The organism is Polymorphospora sp. NPDC051019 (assembly GCF_040683055.1).
In the GTDB taxonomy this organism is placed as follows: Bacteria; Actinomycetota; Actinomycetes; order Mycobacteriales; family Micromonosporaceae; genus Polymorphospora; species Polymorphospora lycopeni.
Genome location: NZ_JBFBCH010000030.1, coordinates 1 through 20975 on the forward strand (window position 1 = coordinate 1; position 20975 = coordinate 20975).

The 20975-nt window shown below is 71.6% G+C and carries 21 protein-coding genes; 10 read left to right on the top strand and 11 right to left on the bottom strand.

Going from position 1 to position 20975, the window contains the following annotated elements:
- The first annotated feature begins 199 nt into the window (after positions 1-199).
- Both AB0M79_RS32950 and AB0M79_RS32955 read left to right on the top strand, forming a co-directional pair.
- Positions 200-817, top strand: coding sequence for a superoxide dismutase (locus AB0M79_RS32950; protein ID WP_364221562.1), 618 nt, complete (start codon positions 200-202; stop codon positions 815-817).
- Complete coding sequence (locus AB0M79_RS32955; protein WP_364221565.1) at positions 817-1104, top strand: hypothetical protein; 288 nt, start codon at positions 817-819, stop codon at positions 1102-1104. Before AB0M79_RS32950 ends, AB0M79_RS32955 begins: the two co-directional genes overlap by 1 nt.
- Before the next feature lie 71 nt (positions 1105-1175).
- Here AB0M79_RS32955 and AB0M79_RS32960 read toward each other — a convergent pair whose 3' ends face one another.
- Complete coding sequence (locus AB0M79_RS32960; protein ID WP_364221568.1) at positions 1176-1580, bottom strand: helix-turn-helix domain-containing protein; 405 nt, start codon at positions 1578-1580, stop codon at positions 1176-1178.
- Positions 1581-1688: 108 nt separating this feature from the next.
- Between AB0M79_RS32960 and AB0M79_RS32965 the strand changes: the two genes are divergently transcribed.
- The gene (locus AB0M79_RS32965; protein ID WP_364221571.1) at positions 1689-2540 is read left to right on the top strand and encodes an SDR family oxidoreductase; all 852 of its coding nucleotides are present in this window, start codon (positions 1689-1691) and stop codon (positions 2538-2540) included.
- Positions 2541-2630: 90 nt separating this feature from the next.
- Here AB0M79_RS32965 and AB0M79_RS32970 read toward each other — a convergent pair whose 3' ends face one another.
- From AB0M79_RS32970 to AB0M79_RS32980, 3 genes are all read right to left on the bottom strand, one after another.
- The gene (locus tag AB0M79_RS32970) at positions 2631-4718 is read right to left on the bottom strand and encodes a glycogen debranching N-terminal domain-containing protein (RefSeq protein WP_364221574.1); all 2088 of its coding nucleotides are present in this window, start codon (positions 4716-4718) and stop codon (positions 2631-2633) included.
- On the bottom strand, positions 4715-5092 hold the full coding sequence (locus AB0M79_RS32975; protein WP_364221577.1) for an SCP2 sterol-binding domain-containing protein: 378 nt from the start codon (positions 5090-5092) through the stop codon (positions 4715-4717). The genes AB0M79_RS32970 and AB0M79_RS32975 overlap by 4 nt, the downstream gene beginning before the upstream one ends.
- A 181-nt stretch (positions 5093-5273) precedes the next feature.
- Positions 5274-6344 carry a hypothetical protein gene (locus tag AB0M79_RS32980; protein ID WP_364221580.1) on the bottom strand — a complete coding sequence of 357 codons (1071 nt, stop codon included), beginning with the start codon at positions 6342-6344 and terminating at the stop codon, positions 5274-5276.
- Between the two features lie 319 nt (positions 6345-6663).
- Here AB0M79_RS32980 and AB0M79_RS32985 point away from each other — a divergent pair, with 319 nt between their 5' ends.
- From AB0M79_RS32985 to AB0M79_RS33005, 5 genes are read left to right on the top strand one after another with little or no spacing between them, the layout of a single operon-like run.
- Complete coding sequence (locus tag AB0M79_RS32985; RefSeq protein ID WP_364221583.1) at positions 6664-7722, top strand: LacI family DNA-binding transcriptional regulator; 1059 nt, start codon at positions 6664-6666, stop codon at positions 7720-7722.
- Positions 7719-9338 (top strand): FAD-dependent oxidoreductase, encoded by a 1620-nt coding sequence (locus tag AB0M79_RS32990; RefSeq protein ID WP_364221586.1) that lies wholly within the window; start codon positions 7719-7721, stop codon positions 9336-9338. Before AB0M79_RS32985 ends, AB0M79_RS32990 begins: the two co-directional genes overlap by 4 nt.
- Before the next feature lie 11 nt (positions 9339-9349).
- Positions 9350-10624 (top strand): sugar ABC transporter substrate-binding protein, encoded by a 1275-nt coding sequence (locus AB0M79_RS32995; protein WP_364221589.1) that lies wholly within the window; start codon positions 9350-9352, stop codon positions 10622-10624.
- Positions 10624-11592: a sugar ABC transporter permease gene (locus tag AB0M79_RS33000; RefSeq protein WP_364221592.1), complete on the top strand. Its 969-nt coding sequence runs from the start codon at positions 10624-10626 to the stop codon at positions 11590-11592. Before AB0M79_RS32995 ends, AB0M79_RS33000 begins: the two co-directional genes overlap by 1 nt.
- Positions 11582-12424: a carbohydrate ABC transporter permease gene (locus tag AB0M79_RS33005; RefSeq protein WP_364221595.1), complete on the top strand. Its 843-nt coding sequence runs from the start codon at positions 11582-11584 to the stop codon at positions 12422-12424. The genes AB0M79_RS33000 and AB0M79_RS33005 overlap by 11 nt, the downstream gene beginning before the upstream one ends.
- A gap of 85 nt (positions 12425-12509) precedes the next feature.
- On the opposite strand, the gene AB0M79_RS33010 is transcribed toward AB0M79_RS33005, so the two are convergent.
- Genes AB0M79_RS33010 through AB0M79_RS33030 form a run of 5 tightly spaced genes read right to left on the bottom strand, consistent with a single transcriptional unit; the run spans position 12510 to position 17192 of the window.
- Complete coding sequence (locus AB0M79_RS33010; protein WP_364221598.1) at positions 12510-13049, bottom strand: GNAT family N-acetyltransferase; 540 nt, start codon at positions 13047-13049, stop codon at positions 12510-12512.
- On the bottom strand, positions 13049-13483 hold the full coding sequence (locus tag AB0M79_RS33015) for a PPOX class F420-dependent oxidoreductase (RefSeq protein WP_364221601.1): 435 nt from the start codon (positions 13481-13483) through the stop codon (positions 13049-13051). Before AB0M79_RS33015 ends, AB0M79_RS33010 begins: the two co-directional genes overlap by 1 nt.
- Positions 13473-14501 (bottom strand): aspartate-semialdehyde dehydrogenase, encoded by a 1029-nt coding sequence (locus AB0M79_RS33020; RefSeq protein ID WP_364221604.1) that lies wholly within the window; start codon positions 14499-14501, stop codon positions 13473-13475. Before AB0M79_RS33020 ends, AB0M79_RS33015 begins: the two co-directional genes overlap by 11 nt.
- Positions 14502-14550: 49 nt before the next feature.
- Complete coding sequence (locus AB0M79_RS33025; protein ID WP_364221607.1) at positions 14551-15900, bottom strand: pitrilysin family protein; 1350 nt, start codon at positions 15898-15900, stop codon at positions 14551-14553.
- Entirely contained in the window at positions 15897-17192 is a 1296-nt protein-coding gene (locus AB0M79_RS33030; RefSeq protein WP_364221610.1) for a pitrilysin family protein, read from the bottom strand. The genes AB0M79_RS33025 and AB0M79_RS33030 overlap by 4 nt, the downstream gene beginning before the upstream one ends.
- A 60-nt stretch (positions 17193-17252) precedes the next feature.
- Here AB0M79_RS33030 and AB0M79_RS33035 point away from each other — a divergent pair, with 60 nt between their 5' ends.
- Positions 17253-18869: a metallophosphoesterase gene (locus tag AB0M79_RS33035; protein WP_364221613.1), complete on the top strand. Its 1617-nt coding sequence runs from the start codon at positions 17253-17255 to the stop codon at positions 18867-18869.
- A gap of 30 nt (positions 18870-18899) precedes the next feature.
- Here AB0M79_RS33035 and AB0M79_RS33040 read toward each other — a convergent pair whose 3' ends face one another.
- On the bottom strand, positions 18900-19124 hold the full coding sequence (locus AB0M79_RS33040) for a hypothetical protein (RefSeq protein ID WP_364221616.1): 225 nt from the start codon (positions 19122-19124) through the stop codon (positions 18900-18902).
- Positions 19125-19456: 332 nt separating this feature from the next.
- Here AB0M79_RS33040 and AB0M79_RS33045 point away from each other — a divergent pair, with 332 nt between their 5' ends.
- Positions 19457-20545 carry a 3-deoxy-7-phosphoheptulonate synthase gene (locus AB0M79_RS33045; protein ID WP_364221619.1) on the top strand — a complete coding sequence of 363 codons (1089 nt, stop codon included), beginning with the start codon at positions 19457-19459 and terminating at the stop codon, positions 20543-20545.
- A 91-nt stretch (positions 20546-20636) separates the two neighbouring features.
- On the opposite strand, the gene AB0M79_RS33050 is transcribed toward AB0M79_RS33045, so the two are convergent.
- Positions 20637-20921, bottom strand: a complete 285-nt coding sequence (locus AB0M79_RS33050) for a GlsB/YeaQ/YmgE family stress response membrane protein (RefSeq protein WP_364221622.1) — start codon at positions 20919-20921, stop codon at positions 20637-20639.
- Between the last annotated feature and the right edge of the window lie 54 nt (positions 20922-20975).

Genomic DNA, 20975 nt, shown 5'->3' on the forward strand with positions numbered 1-20975 from the left:
CCCGACCACTACGCCCAGTGGGAGAAGATGGCCGCCGACATCATCACCGACATCACCAACAAGTAAGACAACGCCACGACGTGGGCGCCTCCCTGAACAGGGAGGCGCCCACGTTCGCGTATCCGGACGGCTCTTCTTGCCTATAGTTGGCAACTACTAGAAGATGGCATCTGGCCACACCGACGAGGAGACCGCTTCCGTGAGCACGTACACGCTGCCGGACCTGCCCTACGACTACGCCGCGCTCGAGCCGCACATCAACGGCCAGATCCTGGAACTGCACCACGACAAGCACCACGCCACCTACGTGAAGGCCGCGAACGACACGGTCGAGCGGATCGCCGAGGCCCGTGACAAGGGCGACTTCTCGAGCATCGTCGGGCTGGAGAAGACGTTGGCGTTCAACGTCTCCGGGCACGTCCTGCACTCGCTCTACTGGCAGAACATGTCGCCGGACGGCGGCGACCGCCCCGACGGCGACCTGGCCGACGCGATCACCGAGCACTTCGGGTCGTTCGAGGCGTTCCACGGGCAGCTTTCCGCCGCCACCACAGCGGTGCAGGGTTCGGGCTGGGGCGTGCTGTCCTACGAGCCGCTCGGCAAGCGACTGATCGTCGAGCAGGTCTACGACCACCACGGCAACGTGGGCATCGGCTCGGTACCGCTGCTCGCCTTCGACGCCTGGGAGCACGCCTACTACCTGCAATACCGCAACGTACGGCCGGACTTCGTCAAGGCCATGTGGGAGGTCGTCAACTGGCCCGACGTGAGCGCCCGCTACGCGGCGGCCGTCGCCGCCACCCGCCCGGCGGGCTGATGCCTCCGGCCACCCCTGACGAGGTCATCGCCACGCTCCTGCCGCCGGCGCTGGAGCTGACCACGGCGTACGTCACCTCCGGCGACGACCCGGCGCTCTACTGGGAGACCCTGCACCGGGTGGTCGGCGAGTCGCTGACCGGGGCGGAACCCGGCCGGGCGGTCGCCGAGCTGCTGGTGGGCCTCTCCGCGCTCGCCGGCCTGCTCCTCGACCAGCTCGCCGAGGCCGGCGACCGGGACCGCGCGCGGATCCTGGCCGAGCTGCACCGGACCTATCTCGCCCGCTGAACCCCGGCCGGTGGTGACCGATCAGGCGGTCACCACCGGCCGGCTTTCGTCCGTCGACCGGTGTGACCGGGTCAGGTGGCCGGCTCCTGTTCGGCGCGGGCCGCGATCATCCCCGGCGCCTCGGCCTCGATCACCTCGAGCAGGTTGACCAGCTGCGTGGCGATCCGGGTGCCGGCCGGCGTCAGGCTGTATTCGACCCGGGCCGGGATGGTCGCCTGCACCTCGCGGTGCACGAGCCCGTCGCGTTCGAGGTTCTGGAGCGTCTGGGCCAGCATCTTCTCGCTCACTCCGTCGACCCGGCGGCGCAGCGCGTTGAAGCGGTAGGTGCCGTCGAGCAGCGCGGCGAGCGCGAGCACCCCCCACTTGCCGACGATGTTCTCCATGATCGCCCGGGACGGGCAGGCTCGGGCGAAGACGTCGCAGATCAGCGCGTCGTCCGGGTCGAACGACGCGGCCGTTGGCGGGGCGCTGCTCATGGTCCGACGATACTCCCCCGAGGTTTGCACTTTCGAAAAGTTAGTGCAATCGTTTGGGAAGCGCCCGGCGAGCCCCGCCGGCCCGCCACCCATCGGGAGAAGCTCCACATGATCACTGTCACCGGAGCGACCGGCCATCTCGGCCGGCTCGTCGTCGAACAGCTGCTCGACCGCGGCGTACCGGCCGCCGGGATCGTCGCCGCCGTACGCGCCCCGGAGAAGGCCGCCGACCTCGCCGCCCGTGGCGTCCAGGTCCGCGAGGCCGACTACGACCGGCCGGAGACCCTGGCCGCCGCCCTCGCCGGCACCGACCGGCTGCTGCTGGTCTCCGGCAACGAGCTGGGCCAGCGGCTGCGCCAGCACGGCAACGTCGTCGAGGCGGCCAGGTCGGCCGGGGTGTCGCTGCTGGCGTACACGAGCATCCTCGCCGCCGACACCACCAGCGTGCCGCTCGGTCCCGAGCACAAGGCGACCGAAGACCTGGTCCGCGCCTCCGGGCTGCCGTACGTGCTGCTGCGCAACGGCTGGTACCTCGAGAACTACGACCTCGCCGGTGCCGTGGCGCAGGGCGTGATCCTCGGCGCGGCCGGCGAGGGCCGGGTCTCCGCCGCCACCCGGGCCGACTTCGCCGCCGCCGCGGTGGCCGTGCTCACCGGGGACGGGCACGCCGGGAAGGTTTACGAACTCGGCGGCGACGAGGCGTTCACGCTGGCCGAGTTGGCCGCCGAGGTGACCCGGCAGAGCGGCACCGAGGTCGCCTACCGCGACCTGCCGGTCGACGAGTACGCCCGTGCGCTGGCCGGGTTCGGCCTGCCGGAGCCGGTGGCGCGGATGCTCGCCGACAGTGACGCCGGCCTGGCCCGGGGCGACCTGCACACCGGCACTGGCGACCTGAGCCGCCTGATCGCCCGCCCCACGACCCCGTTGCCCGACGCCGTGGCCCAGCACCTGAAGCCCTGACCCGCCACCCGTCTCCCCGCGATCTTGCACTTGTCGCCCTCCACAACGAGCAAAAGGAGGAGACAACTGCAAGATCGCGGGAAGGGGGTGTCAGGTGACGGCGCCGCCGTGCGTCTCGCGCAGGGGGCGGCGGTCGGTCACGTCGATCCGGCCCCGGCCGAAGGCGTCGACGTGTCCCCACCGGCCGGGGATGTCGAGCAGTTCGAGGCGGCCCAGGCCGGTCGGCAGGGCCGGGTCGACCGCGAGATGCCCCTCGTGCGGCTCCAGGCCGAGCATCGTACGCAGCAACAGCATCGGGGTTCCCGTCGACCACGCCTGCGGGCTGCACGCCGTCGGGTAGACCACCGGATACCGGGTCAGCGAACGGGCGTACCCGCCGAACGCCTCGGGCAACCGGCCGGCGAAGAACTGTGCCGCGTCGATGATCCCCTCGGCGATCGTGGCCGCCTCCTCGCTGAAGCCGTACCGGCGCAGGCCCCAGGCGACGAACGAGTTGTCGAACGGCCAGATCGTGCCGGTGTGGTAGCCGATCGGGTTGTAGCGGACCTCCCCCTCGGCCATGGTCCGCACCCCCCAGCCGCTGAACAGCCGCGGTCCGAGCAGGTGCTCGGCGATCCTCGGCGCGTACCGCTCGTCGACGATCCCGCTCCACAGCAGGTGCCCGATGTTGGAGGTCAGGGTGTCGACCTGCCGGCCGTCGGCGTCCAGCGCGAGCGCGTAGTACTCCCCGTCGGCGACCCAGAAGTCCTCGTGGAACCGCTCCTTCAGCTCCATCGCCTGCCGTTCCAGCCGGTCGGCGTAGCCGGGGTCGTTCCAGAAGAGCCGGGCCAGCCGGGCGGCGCGCAGCTTCGCGTCGTACGCGTACCCCTGGACCTCGCAGGTGGCCCGTGGATAGCCGGGCAGTGTGCCGTCGCGGTAGGACAGTGAGTCCCAGGAGTCCTTCCAGCACTGGTTCTCCAGGCCGGTCGTCTCGTTGCGCCGCTGATACCAGATGTAGCCGTTGCCGACCAGGTCGGCGTAGTCGTCGATCCAGGCGATCGCGGCCCGCGCCTCGGACTCCAGCGACCGGACCAGGTCGGCGTCGCCGGACCAGCGCTCGTATTCGTCGAGCAGCACCACGAACAGGGGCGTGGCGTCGACCGAGCCGTAGTACGGCGAGTGCGGCTGCTCCTCGAACGCGGCGCTCTCGCCGTACCGGAACTCGTGCAGGATGCGGCCCGGGTCCTCGTCGCGGAAGTCGTCGAGCCGGCTGCCCTGGAGCATCGCGAGCACCTTGAGCGTGGTCGCGGCCAGCTCCGGTACGAATGGCAGGGCCTGGAGGCTGGTCAGGATGCTGTCCCGGCCGAACATCGTCATGAACCAGGGCAGGCCGGCGGCGGGCAGCGCCTGGCCGGGCATCGAGATCGGCGCGAACCGCAGCGCGGCGAGGTCGACCAGGCTGCGCCGGTAGGTGCCGGCCAGCGCCTCGCTCTCGCAGGAGATCGTCGGCGCCCGGGCCACGAACTCCGCGAGGTCGGCCTCCATGGCCCGCTTCTCGCCGCCGTGGACCTGCAGGCCCATCCGCAGGTCGTGCCCGGTGGGTACGACGGTCTCGGCGACCACCCGGATCCTGGTGTGCCACTGGCCGTTGGGTGGTATCCCGATCCGGAACGTCATGCCGTCGTCGTCGAGTTCGGCGGGTTCGCTGGCCCACAGCACCGTCTCGCGACGGAAGTGCTCACGCTCGTACCCGAGCCGTAGCTTGCCGTCCTCGATCCGCCGGTAGTAGTTGCCCTTCTTGGCCACCGCGTCCTTGACCTCGAACAGGTCGGCGAAGTCGGAGCCGGCGTCGACGCGTACGTCGAGGTCGAGCCGTTCCTGGCTGTGGTTGAGTACGGTCAGTTCCTCGTCGAACCCGTCGTTGACCATCCGTTGCCGGATGACCGACAGGGCGGCGTCGACGTAGTGGGTGGCGGTGCCCGGCACGAGGAAGAACCGGGTCTCGAAGTACTGGAGGTCGTCGGCGCTGAGCGCGTCGAGCCGCTGCCCGTTGATGGTCAGCACCCATCTTGACAGGAACCGGGTGTCGAGGGCGAAGAACCCGGTCGGCGAGGTCGGGGTCGCCTCGATGTCGCCCCGGCCGTCGCTGACCACGAACGTGCTGCCGTCGAGGATGCGTACCAGGTTCTCTTCGGTCACGACGCGGCCCTCCCGGCGTGGGCGAGCCGGTGGGGACCGAGGACGTTCGCCGGGCCGGGCAGGATCCGCTCCAGCCGCACCACCAGTTGCAGGTCACCGGCGGTGCTCATCTCGCCGCGGAGCAGCGCCGAGATCGCGTTCGCCTCGCCCCGGACGATCCGCCCGAACAGTTCCGGCGAGGCGTAGATGGTGGCGTCGGCGACGTGGTCCTCCCGCGTCACGGTGATCTCGCCCCGTTTCACGGTCACCAGCCAGTGCTCGGAGTGGCCGTTGTCGTGCAGTTCGATGCGTACCGTGCCGTTCAGCTTCTCCAGCCGGGCCTCGTGCCCGTGGTGGTTGAGTCCCTCGAAGAACCTGGCGATGCTGTCCGCCATCCCTGCCCCCAATCCGCTGCGGGTCCGCGCGCCGCGCAACCAGCGGGTACGGGCGGTCGCTTACCCGACCCGTCTGGGCGGAAACGGTGGGGCCGGCGTCTTGATCCGCGTGATCAGGGACCGGGAGCCGCGCCGCGCCGACGACACGCGCGACGCGGTCCCTGATCACCGTGATCGGGGGCTAGACGGCGCGGGCGACGCAGATGCGGGCACCCAGGCGGGGGCCGGCCTCGTAGATCATGTACGACACGCCGCCGTCGGTGCCGAACGCGGGCGAGGCGACCCGGCCGTTGTCGGAGGCGATCGGGGTGTGGAAGACGCCGAGGTGCACCTCGCGGTCGAAGTTGTTGCCGACCTCGGTGAGCCGCATCCGGCCGTCGTTGCCGTGGTAGACGACGTACGTCGTGTTGTTGCGCTTGAGCAGGTGGGGCGCGGCGATGTCGGTCAGCCCGTCACCGGCCGGCGAGACCAGCGGGTTGGGGGCGAACTGCCACTGGTCCCAGCCGTTCGGCGACCAGCCCCAGAAGATCTTCCGGGTGCCGGGCCGGATGGTGTGGGCGCCCATGAAGAGCATCACGTACCGGTTGCCCTTGCCGGCCACGGAGTGTTCGAAGACCCGGGCGTACGAGGTCTCGGTGGTGTTCGGCACCAGCCGGGTGCTCAGGATCGGGGTGATGTCCGTGAAGTTGATCCCGTCGCGGGAGCGGGCGACCCGGGTCGTGTGGTTCTCGCCGTGGAAGTAGAGGTAGAACTCGCGGGTGGGGGCGTTCCAGACCACGTGCGGCGACGAGACGTGGCTGACCGTCGCCTTTCCCTGCAGGAACCGGTTGATGATCGGGTTGTTCGGATACTCGGTGTAGGGCCCCTCCAGCCGGTCGGCATAGGCGAGGCAGATCCCGCCGGGCGCGTCGTGCGGCGCGTAGTAGAGGTAGTACCGCCCGCGCGCGTTACCGATCTTGTCGTAGACGCCACGCACGCACGGGAAGATCATCTCGCCGGTCGGGTTGTAGCGCAGCGGGCCGGCGAACGCGTCGCGGACGTAGCGGTAGTTGGGGAATCCCGCCGGCCCGGCGTGGGCGGGGGCGGCCGCGGCCAGCCCGCCGAAGCCACCGGCCGCGGCGGCGGAGCCGAGCAGCGCGGCACCCCGCAGCAGGCCCCGGCGGCGAAGCGCGAACCGCTCGCCCGGGACGGCCGCGCCGCCGGCCGGGTCCGGCACGGCCGGTCCGGCGTCGGGTCGGGGGTGATGGTCCATGGTGGTGCCTCCGATCGTGAGGGGACGCTCGTCGATCAAGGACTTGCCTGGTGCGGGCAGGCGGGCACGCCGACCCACCGTCACCCTCAGTGACCTGGCCGTCCATCCCGGACCCGCTCGTGATGGCTGAGTTTCGTCGCCCGTCGATGGCGGCGTCAAGACGCTAATACGAATTATCAAGGCAGGTTCGCCGAGAAAAAGTTGCCGCCGAGGGCTTGACGGCCGACGATCCGGGACCGCAGGATTTCATCTCGACGTAACTAATGCGTATTAGCAGAGAAACGGACGGGTACGGAACGTGACCGCATCGCGGAGACGGGTGACGCAGCAGGACATCGCGCGGATGACCGGCGTGAGCCAGGCGACGGTGTCCCTCGTGCTCAACGGCCGAGCCGACGCCGACGTACGGATCGCGCCCGAGACCCGCGACCGCGTGCTGCAGGCGATCCGCAGCACCGGCTACGTCGCCGACCCGATCGCCCGCCGGCTGGCCGCGCGGCACAACCGCATCATCGGCGTCTTCACCTACGAGCCGGTGTTCCCGACCGGCACCGGCGACTTCTACCACCCGTTCCTGGTCGGCATCGAGCAGTGCGCCGAACAACTCGGCTGCGACCTGCTGCTGTTCACCAGCGCCCCGGTGGTCGACGGCCGCCGCCGGGTCTTCCACGAGGACAACCGGCTCCGGCTCGCCGACGGCTGTGTCCTGCTCGGACGGTCGCTCGACCACCACGAGCTGACCCGGCTGGTCGCCGAAGGACTGCCGTTCGTCTCCGTCGGCCGCCGCGACGACGCCGGCGGCCCGGTGCCGTACGTCGGCGCCGACTATCCGGCCGCGACGGCCGCCCTCGTACACCGGGCGGTCGGGGTCGGCCACCGCCGGCTGGCGTACGTCGGACAGGGCGACGGCCCGACCGGCCCGGACCGGCGCCCGGCGCCGGAGTCGCACGCCGACCGGCTACGCGGTTTCACCGCCGCGGTGGCCGCCACCGGGGTGACCACCCGGCACGAGCCGACGGCCGACCGCTCCCCCGCCGACCTGCTCGACGCGCTGCTGGACGCCGGGGTGACCGCCGCGTTCGTCGAGGAGTACGCCGACGGGGCCGCCATCGCCGGCCTCGCCCGCGAGCGCGGCCTGTCCATCCCCGGCGACCTGTCGATCCTCGCGCTGGGCGACCCGACCCGGCCGGCACCGACCGACATCGACTTCTCCGGCTTCCGGATCCCGCGCCGGCAGATGGGCTGGCAGGCCGTCGAGGTCCTCACCACCCTCCTCGAGCCGACCGGGCGGAGTGAGATCCAGAGATTGCTGTCCTGTGAACCCGTCGACGGCGCCACGCTGGCGCCGCCGGCCGGGTCGGGAAGGTCCACCAAGTGAAGGGAAGCACGTTGCGGGAGATGCGAGCCGACATCCTGGTCGTCGGCGGAGGTCTCGGCGGGGTCGCGGCGGCGTTGGGCGCCCTGCGCGCCGGGCGCTCGGTGGTGCTGACCGAGGAGTTCGACTGGCTCGGCGGCCAGCTCACCAGCCAGGCCGTGCCACCGGACGAGCACAGCTGGGTGGAACGCTTCGGCATCACCGCGAGCTACCGGGCGCTGCGGGACGGTATCCGCGACTACTACCGCCGCTACTACCCGCTCACCGACCGGGCGCGCGCGTGGCGGGACCTGAACCCGGGCGCCGGCCACGTCAGCCGGCTCTGCCACGAGCCACGGGTGGCGGTCGCCGTCCTGGAGTCGATGCTGGCGCCGTACCGGGGATCCGGGCGGCTGCGGGTGTTGCAGCCGTACCGGCCGGTGTCCGCCGCCGTCGACGGCGACCGGGTCACCGCGGTGACGGTCGCGCACCGCGACGGCGCCGACGAGATCGTGGTGACGGCCGGGTACGTCCTGGACGCGACCGAGACCGGTGAGCTGCTGCCGATGACCGGCACCGAGTACGTCACAGGGTTCGAGTCGCGGGCCGACACCGGTGAGCCGAGCGCGCCGGACGTGGCGCAGCCGGCCAACATGCAGGCGATGTCGGTGTGCTTCGCGGTCGACCACGTCGACGGCGACCACACCATCGACCGGCCGGAACGCTACTCGTTCTGGCGGGACTACCAGCCGGCGTTCTGGGGCGACCGGATGCTGTCGTTCCGCTCCCCCAACCCACGCACGCTGGAGATCTCCGAGCGGAGTTTCACCCCGAATCCCGACGACGACCCGCTGCTGGTCGACGCCGACCAGCGCCGCAACCCCGGCGACGGCAACCTGTGGACGTTCCGGCGGATCGCGGCCCGCCGACTGTTCCGCGAGGGGGCGTACGACAGCGACATCTGCCTGGTCAACTGGCCGATGATCGACTACTTCGAGAGTCCGGTGATCGACGTACCGGATCCGGAGCACCACTTCGCGGCGGCGCGGGAACTGTCCCGGTCGGTGCTCTACTGGCTGCAGACCGAGGCGCCGCGCACCGACGGCGGCACCGGCTTCCCCGGCCTGCGGCTGCGCGGCGACGTCACCGGCAGCGCGGACGGGCTCGCCCAGGCGCCGTACATCCGCGAGTCGCGCCGGATCCGCGCCGAATACACCGTGGTCGAGCAGGACCTGTCGCTGGACGTACGCGGCGACAAGGGCGCGGCCATCTACCCCGACTCGGTCGGCGTCGGCATGTACCGCATCGACCTGCACCCGTCGACCGGCGGCGACAACTACGTCGACGTCGCCTCGTGCCCCTTCCAGATCCCGTTGGGCGCACTGATCCCCCGGCGCATGGACAATCTCCTGCCCGCCGGAAAGAACATCGGCACCACCCACATCACCAACGGTTCGTACCGCCTGCACCCCGTCGAGTGGAACGTCGGCGAGGTCGCCGGCATGCTCGCGGACTTCTGTCTGGAGCGCGGGGTCGTCCCCCGGGCGGTACGTGACACTCCCGGCCTGCTGGCCGATTTCCAGAATCGCCTCGTCGGCGAGGGCGTCGAGCTGCACTGGCCCGACATCGCCGGCTACTGAGGGAGGGTTTGATGAGAGCCAGATTGACGGCGGCGGTGACACTGGCCGCGCTGCTGGGCCTGACGGCATGCGGCGGCGGCGACGCCGGCGACAGCGACGGACCGGTGTCGCTGCGCATGACGACCTGGTCGGCGAACGAGGCGCACCTCGCGCTGTTCAACGAGATCGCCGAGGAATACAAGAAGGCGAACCCGAACGTCACCGAGATCAAGTTCGATCCGATCCCGTTCGAGAACTACACCACCACCCTCACCACCCAGATCGCCGGCGGCAACCCGCCCGACCTGGCCTGGATCTTCGAGAACTCGGCGCCGGACTTCGTCTCGTCGGGTGCCCTGGTCGCACTCGACGACACCCTCAAGGGCACCGACGGGTACGCCTTCGACGAGCTGACCCCGGCCGCCACGAAGCTGTGGCAGGACGAGGGCAAGCTGTACGCGTACCCGTTCTCGACCTCGCCGTTCGGGGTCTTCGTCAACACCGACCTCTTCGAGAAGGCCGGCCGGGAGACGCCGGCCGAGCTGATCGCGGCCGGCCGGTGGACCTGGGACACGGCGGTCGCGGCCGCCTCGGCGGTCAACGCCGAGACCGGCAAGGCCGGGCTCGTCATCCGCGACTTCGACTACAAGGGCTGGGACAACCTGTCCACGGTGTGGACCGGATGGGGCGCCCAGGCGTGGAGCGAGGACGGCAAGACCTGCGGCTTCGACCAGCAGCCGATGGTCGACGCGATGACGTTCCTGCACAAGGCGATCTTCACCGACAAGGCGCTGCCGGCCCCCGGCACCACGGCCGACTTCTTCGCCGGTGACGCCGGCATGACGATCACCCAGATCTCCCGGGCGTCGCTGCTGGCCGACCAGAAGTTCGGCTGGGACCTGGTGCCGCTGCCGGCCGGCCCGAACGGCGACTACGCCGTGATCGGCCAGGGCGGCATGGGCGTACTGCGCAAGGGCGACAACGCGAAGGTGGCCGCGGACTTCCTGGCCTTCCTGACCAACCCGACCAACTCGGCGAAGCTCGCGCAGTTCTTCCCGCCGCCGCGCCAGTCGCAGCTCACCGCCGAGACCCTGGCCAAGACCAACCCGCTGCTGAAGCCGGAACAGCTGCAGAGCGTGGTCATCGACGGCATCTCCTCCGGTGTGGTGAAGCCGAGCCACACCGGGCAGGCCGAGATCAGCCAGGCGGTGCGGGCCGCGCTCGACCCGCTGTGGCAGCCCGGCGCCGACGTACGGACCGTACTCACCGGCGTCTGCACCCAGATCAAGCCGCTGCTGGACCGCTGATGTCGCGTACGACGCAGGTGGTGGACCGGGCCCACGCCCGGTCCACCCCGCCGGCCGCCAAGCCCGCCGACCCGCCCCGCCGGTCCTGGTGGACCACCCGGCGCCGGGACCAGCTCGCCGGGCTGCTGTTCGTCAGCCCGCAACTGCTGGGCAGCATCATCTTCGTGCTGCTGCCGCTCGGGCTGGTCGTCTACTACAGCCTGCACGAGTGGAACGTGCTCGCCGACACCTTCGACTTCGTCGGCGCGGAGAACTACCGGGCGCTGGCCGACGACCCCAACCTGCCGTCGGTGCTCGGCGCGACCGGGCTCTTCTCGCTCGGCCTGGTCGTCCTCAACCTCAGTCTGGCCCTGCTGCTCGCGGTGCTGCTCAACCAGAAGCTGCGCGGCACGGTCGTCTTCCGCACCCTGTTCTTCTCGCCGGTCGTGGTGTCGCTGGTCGCCTGGACGATCGTCTGGGGCTTCCTGCTCCAGGACAACGGCGGCATCAACGGCCTGCTGGACACGATCGGCGTCGACGGCCCCAACTGGCTGCGCGGCGAGGCGACCGCGATGTTGTCGGTCGTCGTGGTGCAGGTGCTGAAGAACGTCGGCCTCAACATGGTGCTCTTCCTGGCCGCCCTCCAGGGCGTGCCGGCCGAACTCTACGAGGCGGCGCGGGTCGAGGGCGCCGGCCGGTGGACCCAGTTCCGCAAGATCACCGTTCCGCTGATCAGCCCGACGATCCTGCTCACCTCGATCATCACCGTGGTCGGCTCGCTCCAGGTCTTCGCCCAGATCGCCGTACTCACCCAGGGCGGGCCGGGGACGTCCACCACCGTGCTCGTCTACTACCTCTACCAGCAGGCGTTCCAGTTCCACCACTTCGGGTACGGCGCCACCCTGTCCGTACTGCTCTTCGGGATCGTGCTGGTCCTCACCGTCATCCAGTGGCAGATGCGCAAGAGGTGGGTCTTCCATGAGCAGTAAGGTGTCCCGCCGCGCCAAACTCGGCCTGTACGGAGCGCTGCTCGTCCTCGCCGTCCCGTTCGTCTTCCCGACCTGGTGGATGGTCACCTCGTCGTTCAAGCCGATCAGCGACATCTTCTCCTGGCCGCCGAGCCTGCTGCCGACGAACCCGCAGGTCGACGCGTACCGGCAGGTCTTCGAACTCCAGCCGTTCGCCCAGCAGTACTTCAACAGCGCCTACATCGCCGCCGTCGTCACCTTCGGCACGCTCGCGGTGTCGGCCCTGGCCGGGTACGCCTTCGCCCGCATCCGGTTCCGCGGGCAGAACGCGCTGTTCCTCGTCGTGCTGCTCGGGCTGCTCATCCCGAGCGAGGTCACCATCGTCCCGCTCTTCCAGATGTTCAACACGCTGGGCTGGGTCGACACCCACTGGCCGCTGATCCTGGTGCCGATCTTCGGCGCGCCGAGCGTGCTGGCGACGTTCATCATGCGGCAGTTCTTCATCGCCCTGCCCGGCGAACTGGAGGAGGCGGCCCGGGTCGACGGGCTCGGCCGGCTCGCCACCTTCTGGCGGATCGCGCTGCCGCTGGCCCGGCCGGCCCTCGGCGCGGTGGCGATCTTCACGTTCCTGCACAGCTGGAACCTCTACCTGGAACCGATCGTGTTCCTGTCCACTCCGGAGAAGTTCACCCTGCCGCAGGCGCTGACCCAGTTCGTCGACGCGTACGGCGGTCCGATGTGGAACATCCAGCTGGCGGCCGCCTCGCTGACCGCGCTGCCGGTGCTGGCGGTGTTCGTGATCGCCCAGAAGCAGTTCGTCGAGGGCCTCGCCCACACCGGCCTGAAGGGCTGAAACGGGCCCGGCCCGCCGGCCGTCCCGTCGAGCGGATGTAGAACGTTTGTTGTCGCCCCCGCGACAACAAACGTTCTACGTCCAGCTAGCTCCGCACCCCGGCCGGGTCGATCGGGAGCGTCAGGTGCATCAGCGGCATCGCCGACGGCTCGAAGCCCATCGAGCGGTAGAGCGGCTCGCCGTCCCCGGTCGCCACCAGATCGACGACCATGATGCCGCGCTCCCGATACCAGTCGAGCAACGCCGCCATCAACGCTCTGGAGTAGCCGCGCCGGCGGTAGCCGGGGTCGGTCGACACGTTGAAGACGTACCCGATCTCGCCACTGAGATTGTCGGGGGTGCCGAGACGGCGCTCGACCACCCCCACCACGCAGGCCGCCAACCGCGGCGGGCCGGTCGACCCGGCGGGATCGACGGGCTGGTCGTCAGGGGCGGCCGGCTGGTCGACCACGAAAGCGACCAGCGAGCCGTCCGGCTCCGCCAGCCGGTCACGCAGCGACCGCAGCGCGACCGGCTGCCAGTCCTCGGCCCCCGGGTCACCGATCCCCATGGCCCGCAGCATCAGGCCGCGGAGCCGGACCAGCTCCGCGGCGTCGTCGACCACCGCCCGCCGGACCTCGACCATCAGGCCGGCGGCTGGCCGTAGAGGCGGTCCACCCGCAGGCGCAGCACGAGGCGGCGGTCGGCGACCATGGCCCGGCGGTAGTCGTCCCAGTCCGGGTGCTCGCCCTCGATCGACCGGTAGAGGTCGACCAACTCCTCCACCGTGGCGTCGGCCGGGTCGGTCGCGACCGGGGTCAGTTCGGCGACGCCCTCGGCCGCCGCCCAGACCCAGCCCTCGGTGGTGTTGACGTGCAGCGTCGCGCGGGGGTCGCGGCGCAGGTTGCGGGTCTTGACCCGGCCGTCGGTCAGCGACACCCGGACCAGCCGCTCCACCGGGTCGAACGCGTAGATGATGTTCGACAGATGGGGTCGCCCGTCGGGCTGGATCGTGGCGAGCACCCCGAGCCGGTGCCCGCCCACGACCGAAAGCAGGCCCGCCTCGCGGTCAGCCGGCACTGCGCGCGGCCAGCAGCTCGGCGATCTGTACGGCGTTGAGCGCCGCACCCTTGCGCAGGTTGTCGTTGGAGCAGAAGAACGACAGCCCGTTGTCGACGGTCTCGTCGACCCGGAACCGGCCCACGTACGTCGGGTCCTGGCCGGCCGCCGCGAGCGGCGTCGGTACGTCGGACAGCTCGACCCCGGGGGCGTCGGCGAGCAGCTCGCGGGCCCGGGCCGGGGTGAGCGGCCGGGCGAACCGGGCGTTGACCTGCAACGAGTGGCCGGTGAAGACGGGTACGCGGACGCAGGTGCCGGACACCAACAGGTCGGGGATCTCGAGGATCTTGCGGCTCTCGTTGCGGAGCTTCTGCTCCTCGTCGGTCTCCTCGGAGCCGTCGTCGACGATCGAGCCGGCCAGCGGCAGCACGTTGTAGGCGATCGGGCGGGCGAACGAGCGCGGCGCCGGAAACTCGGCCGCCGATCCGTCGAAGGTCAGCTCGGTGGCCCGGTCACTGACCTTGCGTACCTGCTCGTCCAGTTCGGCGACCCCGGCCAGGCCGGCCCCGGAGACCGCCTGGTAGGTGGCGACGACCAGGCTGACCAGGCCGGCCTCGTCGTGCAGCGGGCGCAGGATCGGCATCGCCGCCATCGTGGTGCAGTTGGGGTTGGCGATGATCCCCCTGGGGCGGTCGTCGGCGGCGTGCGGGTTGACCTCGGCGACGACCAGCGGCACCTCGGGGTCCATCCGCCACGCCGAGGAGTTGTCGATCACGACCGCGCCGGCCGCGGCGACCTTCGGGGCGAGCTGCTTCGACGTGCCCTTGCCGGCGGAGAAGAGCACGATGTCCAGGCCGCCGTAGTCGGCGGTCTCCGCGTCCTCGACCGTGATCTCGCCGTCCTGCCACGGCAGGGTACGCCCCGCCGACCGGGCCGACGCGAACAACCGCAACTCCGTCACCGGGAACCGCCGTTCGGCGAGTATCCCCAGCATGACGCCACCGACCTGGCCGGTGGCTCCCACAATGCCGATCCTCATGCAGGCGAGGCTACCCACCCCGCCCACGGATACGGCAAGGTCTTTCCCATCACCTCGGACCGTCGTCGACGACCTCGCCGAGGCCGGAGGCGACCAGTTCGTCGCGGATGAGGGCGACGTCGCCCTCGACCACGAGGGTCAGCCCGTGCGGGTGCAGGTGTGCCGCGGCGGCGGCCGACACCACGTCCAGCGGCGCCGACAGCATCGCCTCGCGCAGGTGCGCGTGGTAGTCGTCGGGCAGGCCGTACACGACCAGGGTGGCCAGCGCCGACGCGATCGCCGCCGGGGTCTGCAGCTCGACCGAGAGCTGCCCGGCCCGCCACGACCGGGCGACCGCCAGCTCCTCCTCGGTGACCCCGTCGGCCTGCGTACGGGCGATCTCGCCGACCGCCTCGACCAGGGCGGGTGCGGTGACCGCGGTCTGCACGCTCGAGCTGACGGTGAAGCGGCCGAACCGGCGCGACATCCCGAAGTCCGCCCGGATGCCGTACGTGTAGCCGCGCACCTCGCGGATGAGGTGGTTGAGCCGGGAGGTGAAGGCGCCGCCGAGCACGGTGCCGGCGAGCTGCGTCGGCACGTAGTCGGGGTGCGGGCGGGGCGGGGCGGTGTGGCCGAGCCGCAGCGACGACTGCACCGACCCGGGCCGGTCGACCAGGATGATCCGCCGCTGGGTGCGTACCTGGACGTCGATCGGGACGCCGGCCTCGACCGGGTCACCGCCGGTGCCGGCAAACGCCGCCGCGGCCAGCGCGTCGAGGTCGATCCGGTCCAGGTCACCGGCGACGAGCAGGGTGCCGGGCCGGCGCAGCCAGCCGGCGTGGAAGCCGGTGATGTCGTCGACGGTCAGCGCGGCGACCGACTCCGGGTCGCCGTCCATGGGGCGGCCGTGCCGGACCTCGGCACCGAACAGGTCGGCCCGCAGGGCGGCGTCGGCCCGGGGGCCGGGGTTGGCCCAGTACATCCGCAGCGAGGTGACCTCGTCGTCGCGTACCCGCTCGACGTCGGCGGGGTCGAGCCGGGGCGTACGGACCGCCTCGGCGAGCAGGGTGACGGCCGGCGCGAGGCGGTCGACCGGCACCTGGACGGTGGTCCGGAACGAGTCCCAGTCGACGCTGGTCGACAGCTCGGTGCCGAGCCCCTCCAGGGCCAGCGCGTAGGCGGCGGCGTCCCGGTCGGTGGTGCCCTCCTCCAGGGCCTTGGCGACCACCCCGGCCAGCCCCTCGCGGCCCAGTGGTTCGCGGCCGGCACCGGCGTCGAGCAGCAGCGTGGCGACGGCCAGGCTCTGGCCGGGCAGGTGCGCGGCGACGACCTCGCCGCCGGCCACGGCCCGCCGGACGACCGGTGGGAAGCGGTACGACCGCGGCTCGCCCGGCGCCGGGCGTTCGCTGATGAGCGTCACGCGCTCTCCTCCTCGGGCAGATACGTCAGGGTGACCCGGTCCTGCGGGCGCAGCACCTCGGCGGCGACCTCGGCCACCCGGTCGGTGGTGACGGCGAGCCAGTTCGGCAGCCGGTCGGCGGCGCGGGCCGGGTCACCGAACTGGGTGGCGTAGCGGCTGAGCAGGTCGGCGCGGCCGTCGACCCGGGCCAGCCCGCGCCACCAGCTCGTGGTGAGCAGCGCCTTGGCCCGGTCGAGTTCGGCTTCGGTCACCCCGCCGGCGGCGACCTCGTCGAGCAGTTCGACGAGCCCGGCCTCCAGCTCCTCGACGGTCACGCCGGGCCGGGCGGTCGCGGTCACGATCAGCGGCGCGGGGGCGTGCGCCAGGTCGACGCCGTACGCGGCGATGTTGTCCGGCTGGGCGATCCGGGCGCCGTCGGCGAGCCGCTGGTAGAGCCGGCTGCCCCGGCCGCTGCCGAGGACGGCGGCCAGCACGGTGAGGGCGTCGTATCCGGGGCTGCCGAACGGGTGGGTGCGGTGGCTCAGGTAGATCCGGGGCGCCGGCACCGAGGCGCGGACGGTCTCGCGGACCGGGGTGCCGGTGGCCGGCACCTGGCGCCCGTCGGGCGCGGCGGGGATGTCGCGGCGTGCCTCCAGCGCCCCGAAGTAGCGCTCGGCGAGGGAGAACACCTCGTCGGCCGAGGTGTCGCCGACGACGGTCAGCACCGCGTTGTTCGGCGCGTAGTAGGTGGTGTGGAACGCCTGGAACGTCGGCAGGTCGGCGGCGTTGAGGTCGTCCATCGACCCGATCGTCGGGTGGTGGTACGGGTGTCCCGGTGGGTAGAGCAGCGGGAGCAGGCGCAGCCAGGCGTCGCCGTACGGCACGTTCTCGTAGCGCTGCCGGCGCTCGTTCTTGACCACCTCGCGCTGGTTGTCCAGCGTCTCCTGGGTCAGCGCCGGCACCAGGCCACCCATCCGGTCGGCCTCCAGCCACATCGCGAGCGCGAGGTGCTCGGCCGGAACGGTGTCGAAGTAGTTGGTGCGGTCGGGGTTGGTGCTGGCGTTCAGCGAGCCGCCGGAGCCCTGGATCAGTTTCATGTGCTCGGTCTTGGCCACGTTGACCGATCCCTCGAACATCAGATGCTCGAAGAGGTGGGCGAATCCGGTCTGCCCGTCGGGCTCGTGCCTGGACCCCACGTCGTACCAGAGGTTGACCGCCACGACGGGGGCGCTGCGGTCCACGCTGACGACCACCCGGAGCCCGTTGTCGAGGCGGGTGGTCTCGATCGGCCACGGATAACCGGTCACAGACATGGGCCGACGCTATCCGATCACGGTCGGGCAGGGTGGCACGGCTGGCCCGATAATGGCCGCGTGGATCTTCTGTGTACGCCGTATCTGCTGGATCCGGGGCCGGACCGGGCGCATGTGGTGTGGCACACCGAGTCGCCGGGGCCCGTCCAGGTGGTACTGGTCGGACCGGGTGTGTCCGGCTTGTCCGAGGCGGCGGCGCTGGCCGCGGCGACCGGACCGGAGGCGGACGGCCCGGGCTGGCGGCGGGTCGTGGCGGTCACCACCGCGCTGAGCCGGATGCGGGAGGACACCGACTCCCGGGTGCCCGGCCGGCACTACCACCGGGTCCGGCGCCGGCCCGTCTACCGCCACCTGGCCACCGTCACCGAACTGCCGCCGGGCCGTACGCCGTACCGGGTGGTCGCCGCCGGCCGGGTCGGCCGGGCCACGGTCACCGCCACCTACCGGCTCGCCCCGGTCGCCGGCCCGGACCAGCCGGTACGCCTGCTGCTGAGCAGCGACCACCAGCTCAAGCGGATGGTCCCCGCCAACCTGGAGAAGGTCGCCGAGACCGCCGGGGTGGAACTGGACGGGGTGCTGATGGCCGGCGACATGGTCAACGTGCCGGACCGGGCCAGCGAGTGGTTCGACAGCGGCACCGGGCGGGCCTTCTTCGCCGCGTTCGGCGGGCGGGCCGAGCACCGGCTCGCCGGCCGCCTCTACCGGGGTGCGCCGATCCTCCAGCACACCCCGATCTATCCCACGCCGGGCAACCACGACGTGATGGGCCGCTGGTCGGACGCCACCACGCTGGGGGAGCAGTTCAACGATCCGGCACCGGACGACTGGGACGTGACGACGTACTCGGAGCTTTTTCCGCTGCCGGCGAGCCCGGAGGGCGGGCCGCGCTGGTGGTCGCGCACGATCGGCGACGTCTGGGTCGCCTCGGTCTTCGCCACCCTGGTCTGGCGGCCGAACGGCGGGTACGGCGGCGAGGGCCGCTACCGGGAGCCGACCGACCGGCTGGCGACACCGGAACGCTGGGGCGGCGGCCAGTTCCTCTTCGAACCGGTCCGGCGCGGGTCGGCGCAGTTCGCCTGGCTGGAGCGGGAGCTGGCGGGCGGCCCGGCGCGGGCGGCCCGTCACCGGGTGGTGATGTTCCACCATCCGGCGCACGGGCTGGGCACGCACTCGGTGCCGGCGTACACCGACCCGGTACGGACGGTGGTCCGGGACGAGGTGACCGGCGAGGTCACCGAGGTGCGGTACGACTACCCGCTCGAGGCGGACCACATCCTGCGCGACCTGGCGCCGCTGTTCGACGCCGCCGGGGTCAACCTGGTGCTCAACGGCCACTCGCACATCTGGAACCGGTTCCGCACCCCGGCCGGGGTCAACTGGCTGGAGACGTCGAACGTCGGCAACAGCTACGGCGCGTACGACGTGACCTCCGGCCGCCTGCGCGACGCCCCGGACGGCTACCCGCTGCAGGGCGATCCGGGCGGGCTGGCGCCGGTGCTCCCGACCGTCGCCCCGCTCACCGACGCCTCGGGCCGGCCGCTGCCGTACGTCGCCAGCAACGACGTGACCGCGTTCTCGATCCTCGACTCGGCGGCCGGCGTCGTACGGTCGTACCGGTTCGACACCAGGGAACCCGACTCGGCGGTGGTGCTCTTCGACGAGTTCCCGCTGGGCTGAGCCGGCGCTACGGTCAGTCCGGGGATGCGGTCAGTCCGGCGGCTCGGTCACGGTCTGTTCGGAGGTACGCCGTTCCAGGATCGTGTCGGGCGCGGCCCCCGGATCCGCCGTACGCCGGTCGGACTCGGCCAGGATGGCCGTCGCCTGGGCCCGCGCGTCGTCGCTGCCGGCCGCCAGTTCCTCGGGAAGCAGGCGACGCGCTCGCGATTCGGCCCGTTCCCGGTCCGGGTCCCGTTCGGTGGTCTCTGCACTCATACCGACCTTCCATACCCCGCCGGGCGGTCCGCCACGCGGGCGACCGCGGGGGCGCCGGGGATCCGCGCCGCGCGGCCGCCGGGCGGGCGTCCCAGGACGCGGAACGGTGGGGGGCGGGCAGGCCCGGGTCGGGTAGGGTTGGCCGCGTGTGGCGCTCCTATCGATGGTTTGGTCAGCCGGCCCTGGTGCCGGTGACTCGGCTATGACCTGACGTCACCACACACCAGAGCCGGCCAGGGCAGGGGCATCGTCCCTGCCCTTTCGCATGCGACGAGCAGCCGGCTCTACCGCGGGACACCGGCCCCGGGTGGCTGGCGGAGGGACTACCCACGATGATCAGCACCGGCACCGCCCGGGTCACCGACCAGCGCATCGACCGCGTCGTACCGCTGACCACCCCGGCCCTGCTGCACCACGAGCTGCCGCTCGACGACGCGTTGACCACGGCCGTACTGGACGGTCGACGAGCCGTCGCCCGGGTACTCGACCGGGTCGACGATCGCCTCCTGGTCGTCGTCGGCCCGTGCTCCGTACACGATCCGGCCGCGGCCCTGGACTACGCCGACCGGCTGCGGGTGACGGCCGGACGGCTCGCCGACGACCTGCTGATCGTGATGCGGGTCTACTTCGAGAAGCCCCGCTCCACCGTCGGCTGGAAGGGCCTGATCAACGATCCCGGCCTGGACGGTTCCGGCGACGTCAACACCGGCCTGCGTAAAGCCCGGTCGCTGCTGCTCGACGTGCTGCGGCTCGGCCTGCCGGTCGGCTGCGAGTTCCTCGACCCGATCACCCCGCAGTACATCGCGGACACGGTGGCCTGGGGCGCGATCGGCGCCCGGACGGTGGAGAGCCAGGTGCACCGGCAACTGTCGTCGGGGCTGTCCATGCCGATCGGCATGAAGAACCGCCCGGACGGCAGCGTCGGCACCGCGGTCGACGCGATCCGGGCGGCCGGGGTGCCGCACGTCTTCCCCGGCATCGACCTGTCGGGCACGCCGGCGATCCTGCACACGCGGGGCAACGCCGACTGCCACCTGGTGCTGCGTGGTGGGCGCGGCGGCCCGAACTACGACGCCGAGTCGATCGGGGAATCGTTGGCACTGCTGCGGGCGGCCGGTCTGCCGGAGCGGCTGGTCGTCGACGCGAGCCACGACAACAGCGGCAAGGACCACCGCCGGCAGCCGGTGGTGGTGGAGAGCATCGCCGAGCAGTTGGCGGCCGGCCAGCGGGGCATCACCGGGGTGATGCTGGAGTCGTTCCTGGTCGAGGGCCGGCAGGATCTCGACCCCACCCGCCCGCTGGTCTACGGCCAGTCGATCACCGACGCCTGCATGAGCTGGGAGCGCACCGACTCGGTGCTCACCACCCTCGCGGCGGCGGTGGCCGCCCGCCGTACGACGATCGGGGCCGCTCAGGCGTGACCTTCCGACCGGGCGGGCATCGGACCGGATGCCCGCCCGGGTCCGGCGTACCGATCACGTGCGCCGGACGTTCCGCCGCGGCGGCGAGGGGTCAGCGCGGCGTCCGGCCACCGGCGGGCCGGCTGCCGGTCAGGCGGGCGGCGATGTAGACGAACAGCACCGCGAGCCCGACCTGGATCGCGTGCCGGATCCAGTCGATGCCGGCGGTTTCGCCCACCCCGAAGACGTCGGCGATGATGCCGCCGAGCAGCGCGGCCGCCACGCCGACGCCGATGGTGACCCAGATCGAGATGTTCTGCCGGCCGGGCAGCAGCAGCCGGCCCAGCATGCCGATGATCGTGCCGGCGATGAGCGCCCACAGGATTGTGCCGATCATGACTCCTCCTCGAAGCAGCCCGGCACCCCCGCGGACCGGTTCGTGGGCCGCCCT

Bases quoted from the DNA above. Each gene is read 5' to 3' on its own strand.
- AB0M79_RS32975 (WP_364221577.1), bottom strand. From the start codon at position 5,092: ATGGCGGACAGCATCGCCAGGTTCTTCGAGGGACTCAACCACCACGGG.
- AB0M79_RS33020 (WP_364221604.1), bottom strand. From the start codon at position 14,501: ATGAGGATCGGCATTGTGGGAGCCACCGGCCAGGTCGGTGGCGTCATG.
- AB0M79_RS32980 (WP_364221580.1), bottom strand. From the start codon at position 6,344: ATGGACCATCACCCCCGACCCGACGCCGGACCGGCCGTGCCGGACCCG.
- AB0M79_RS33000 (WP_364221592.1), top strand. From the start codon at position 10,624: ATGTCGCGTACGACGCAGGTGGTGGACCGGGCCCACGCCCGGTCCACC.
- AB0M79_RS32955 (WP_364221565.1), top strand. From the start codon at position 817: ATGCCTCCGGCCACCCCTGACGAGGTCATCGCCACGCTCCTGCCGCCG.
- AB0M79_RS33010 (WP_364221598.1), bottom strand. From the start codon at position 13,049: ATGGTCGAGGTCCGGCGGGCGGTGGTCGACGACGCCGCGGAGCTGGTC.
- AB0M79_RS33030 (WP_364221610.1), bottom strand. From the start codon at position 17,192: ATGTCTGTGACCGGTTATCCGTGGCCGATCGAGACCACCCGCCTCGAC.
- AB0M79_RS33040 (WP_364221616.1), bottom strand. From the start codon at position 19,124: ATGAGTGCAGAGACCACCGAACGGGACCCGGACCGGGAACGGGCCGAA.
- AB0M79_RS33050 (WP_364221622.1), bottom strand. From the start codon at position 20,921: ATGATCGGCACAATCCTGTGGGCGCTCATCGCCGGCACGATCATCGGC.
- AB0M79_RS33045 (WP_364221619.1), top strand. From the start codon at position 19,457: ATGATCAGCACCGGCACCGCCCGGGTCACCGACCAGCGCATCGACCGC.
- AB0M79_RS32995 (WP_364221589.1), top strand. From the start codon at position 9,350: ATGAGAGCCAGATTGACGGCGGCGGTGACACTGGCCGCGCTGCTGGGC.
- AB0M79_RS32965 (WP_364221571.1), top strand. From the start codon at position 1,689: ATGATCACTGTCACCGGAGCGACCGGCCATCTCGGCCGGCTCGTCGTC.
- AB0M79_RS32960 (WP_364221568.1), bottom strand. From the start codon at position 1,580: ATGAGCAGCGCCCCGCCAACGGCCGCGTCGTTCGACCCGGACGACGCG.
- AB0M79_RS33005 (WP_364221595.1), top strand. From the start codon at position 11,582: ATGAGCAGTAAGGTGTCCCGCCGCGCCAAACTCGGCCTGTACGGAGCG.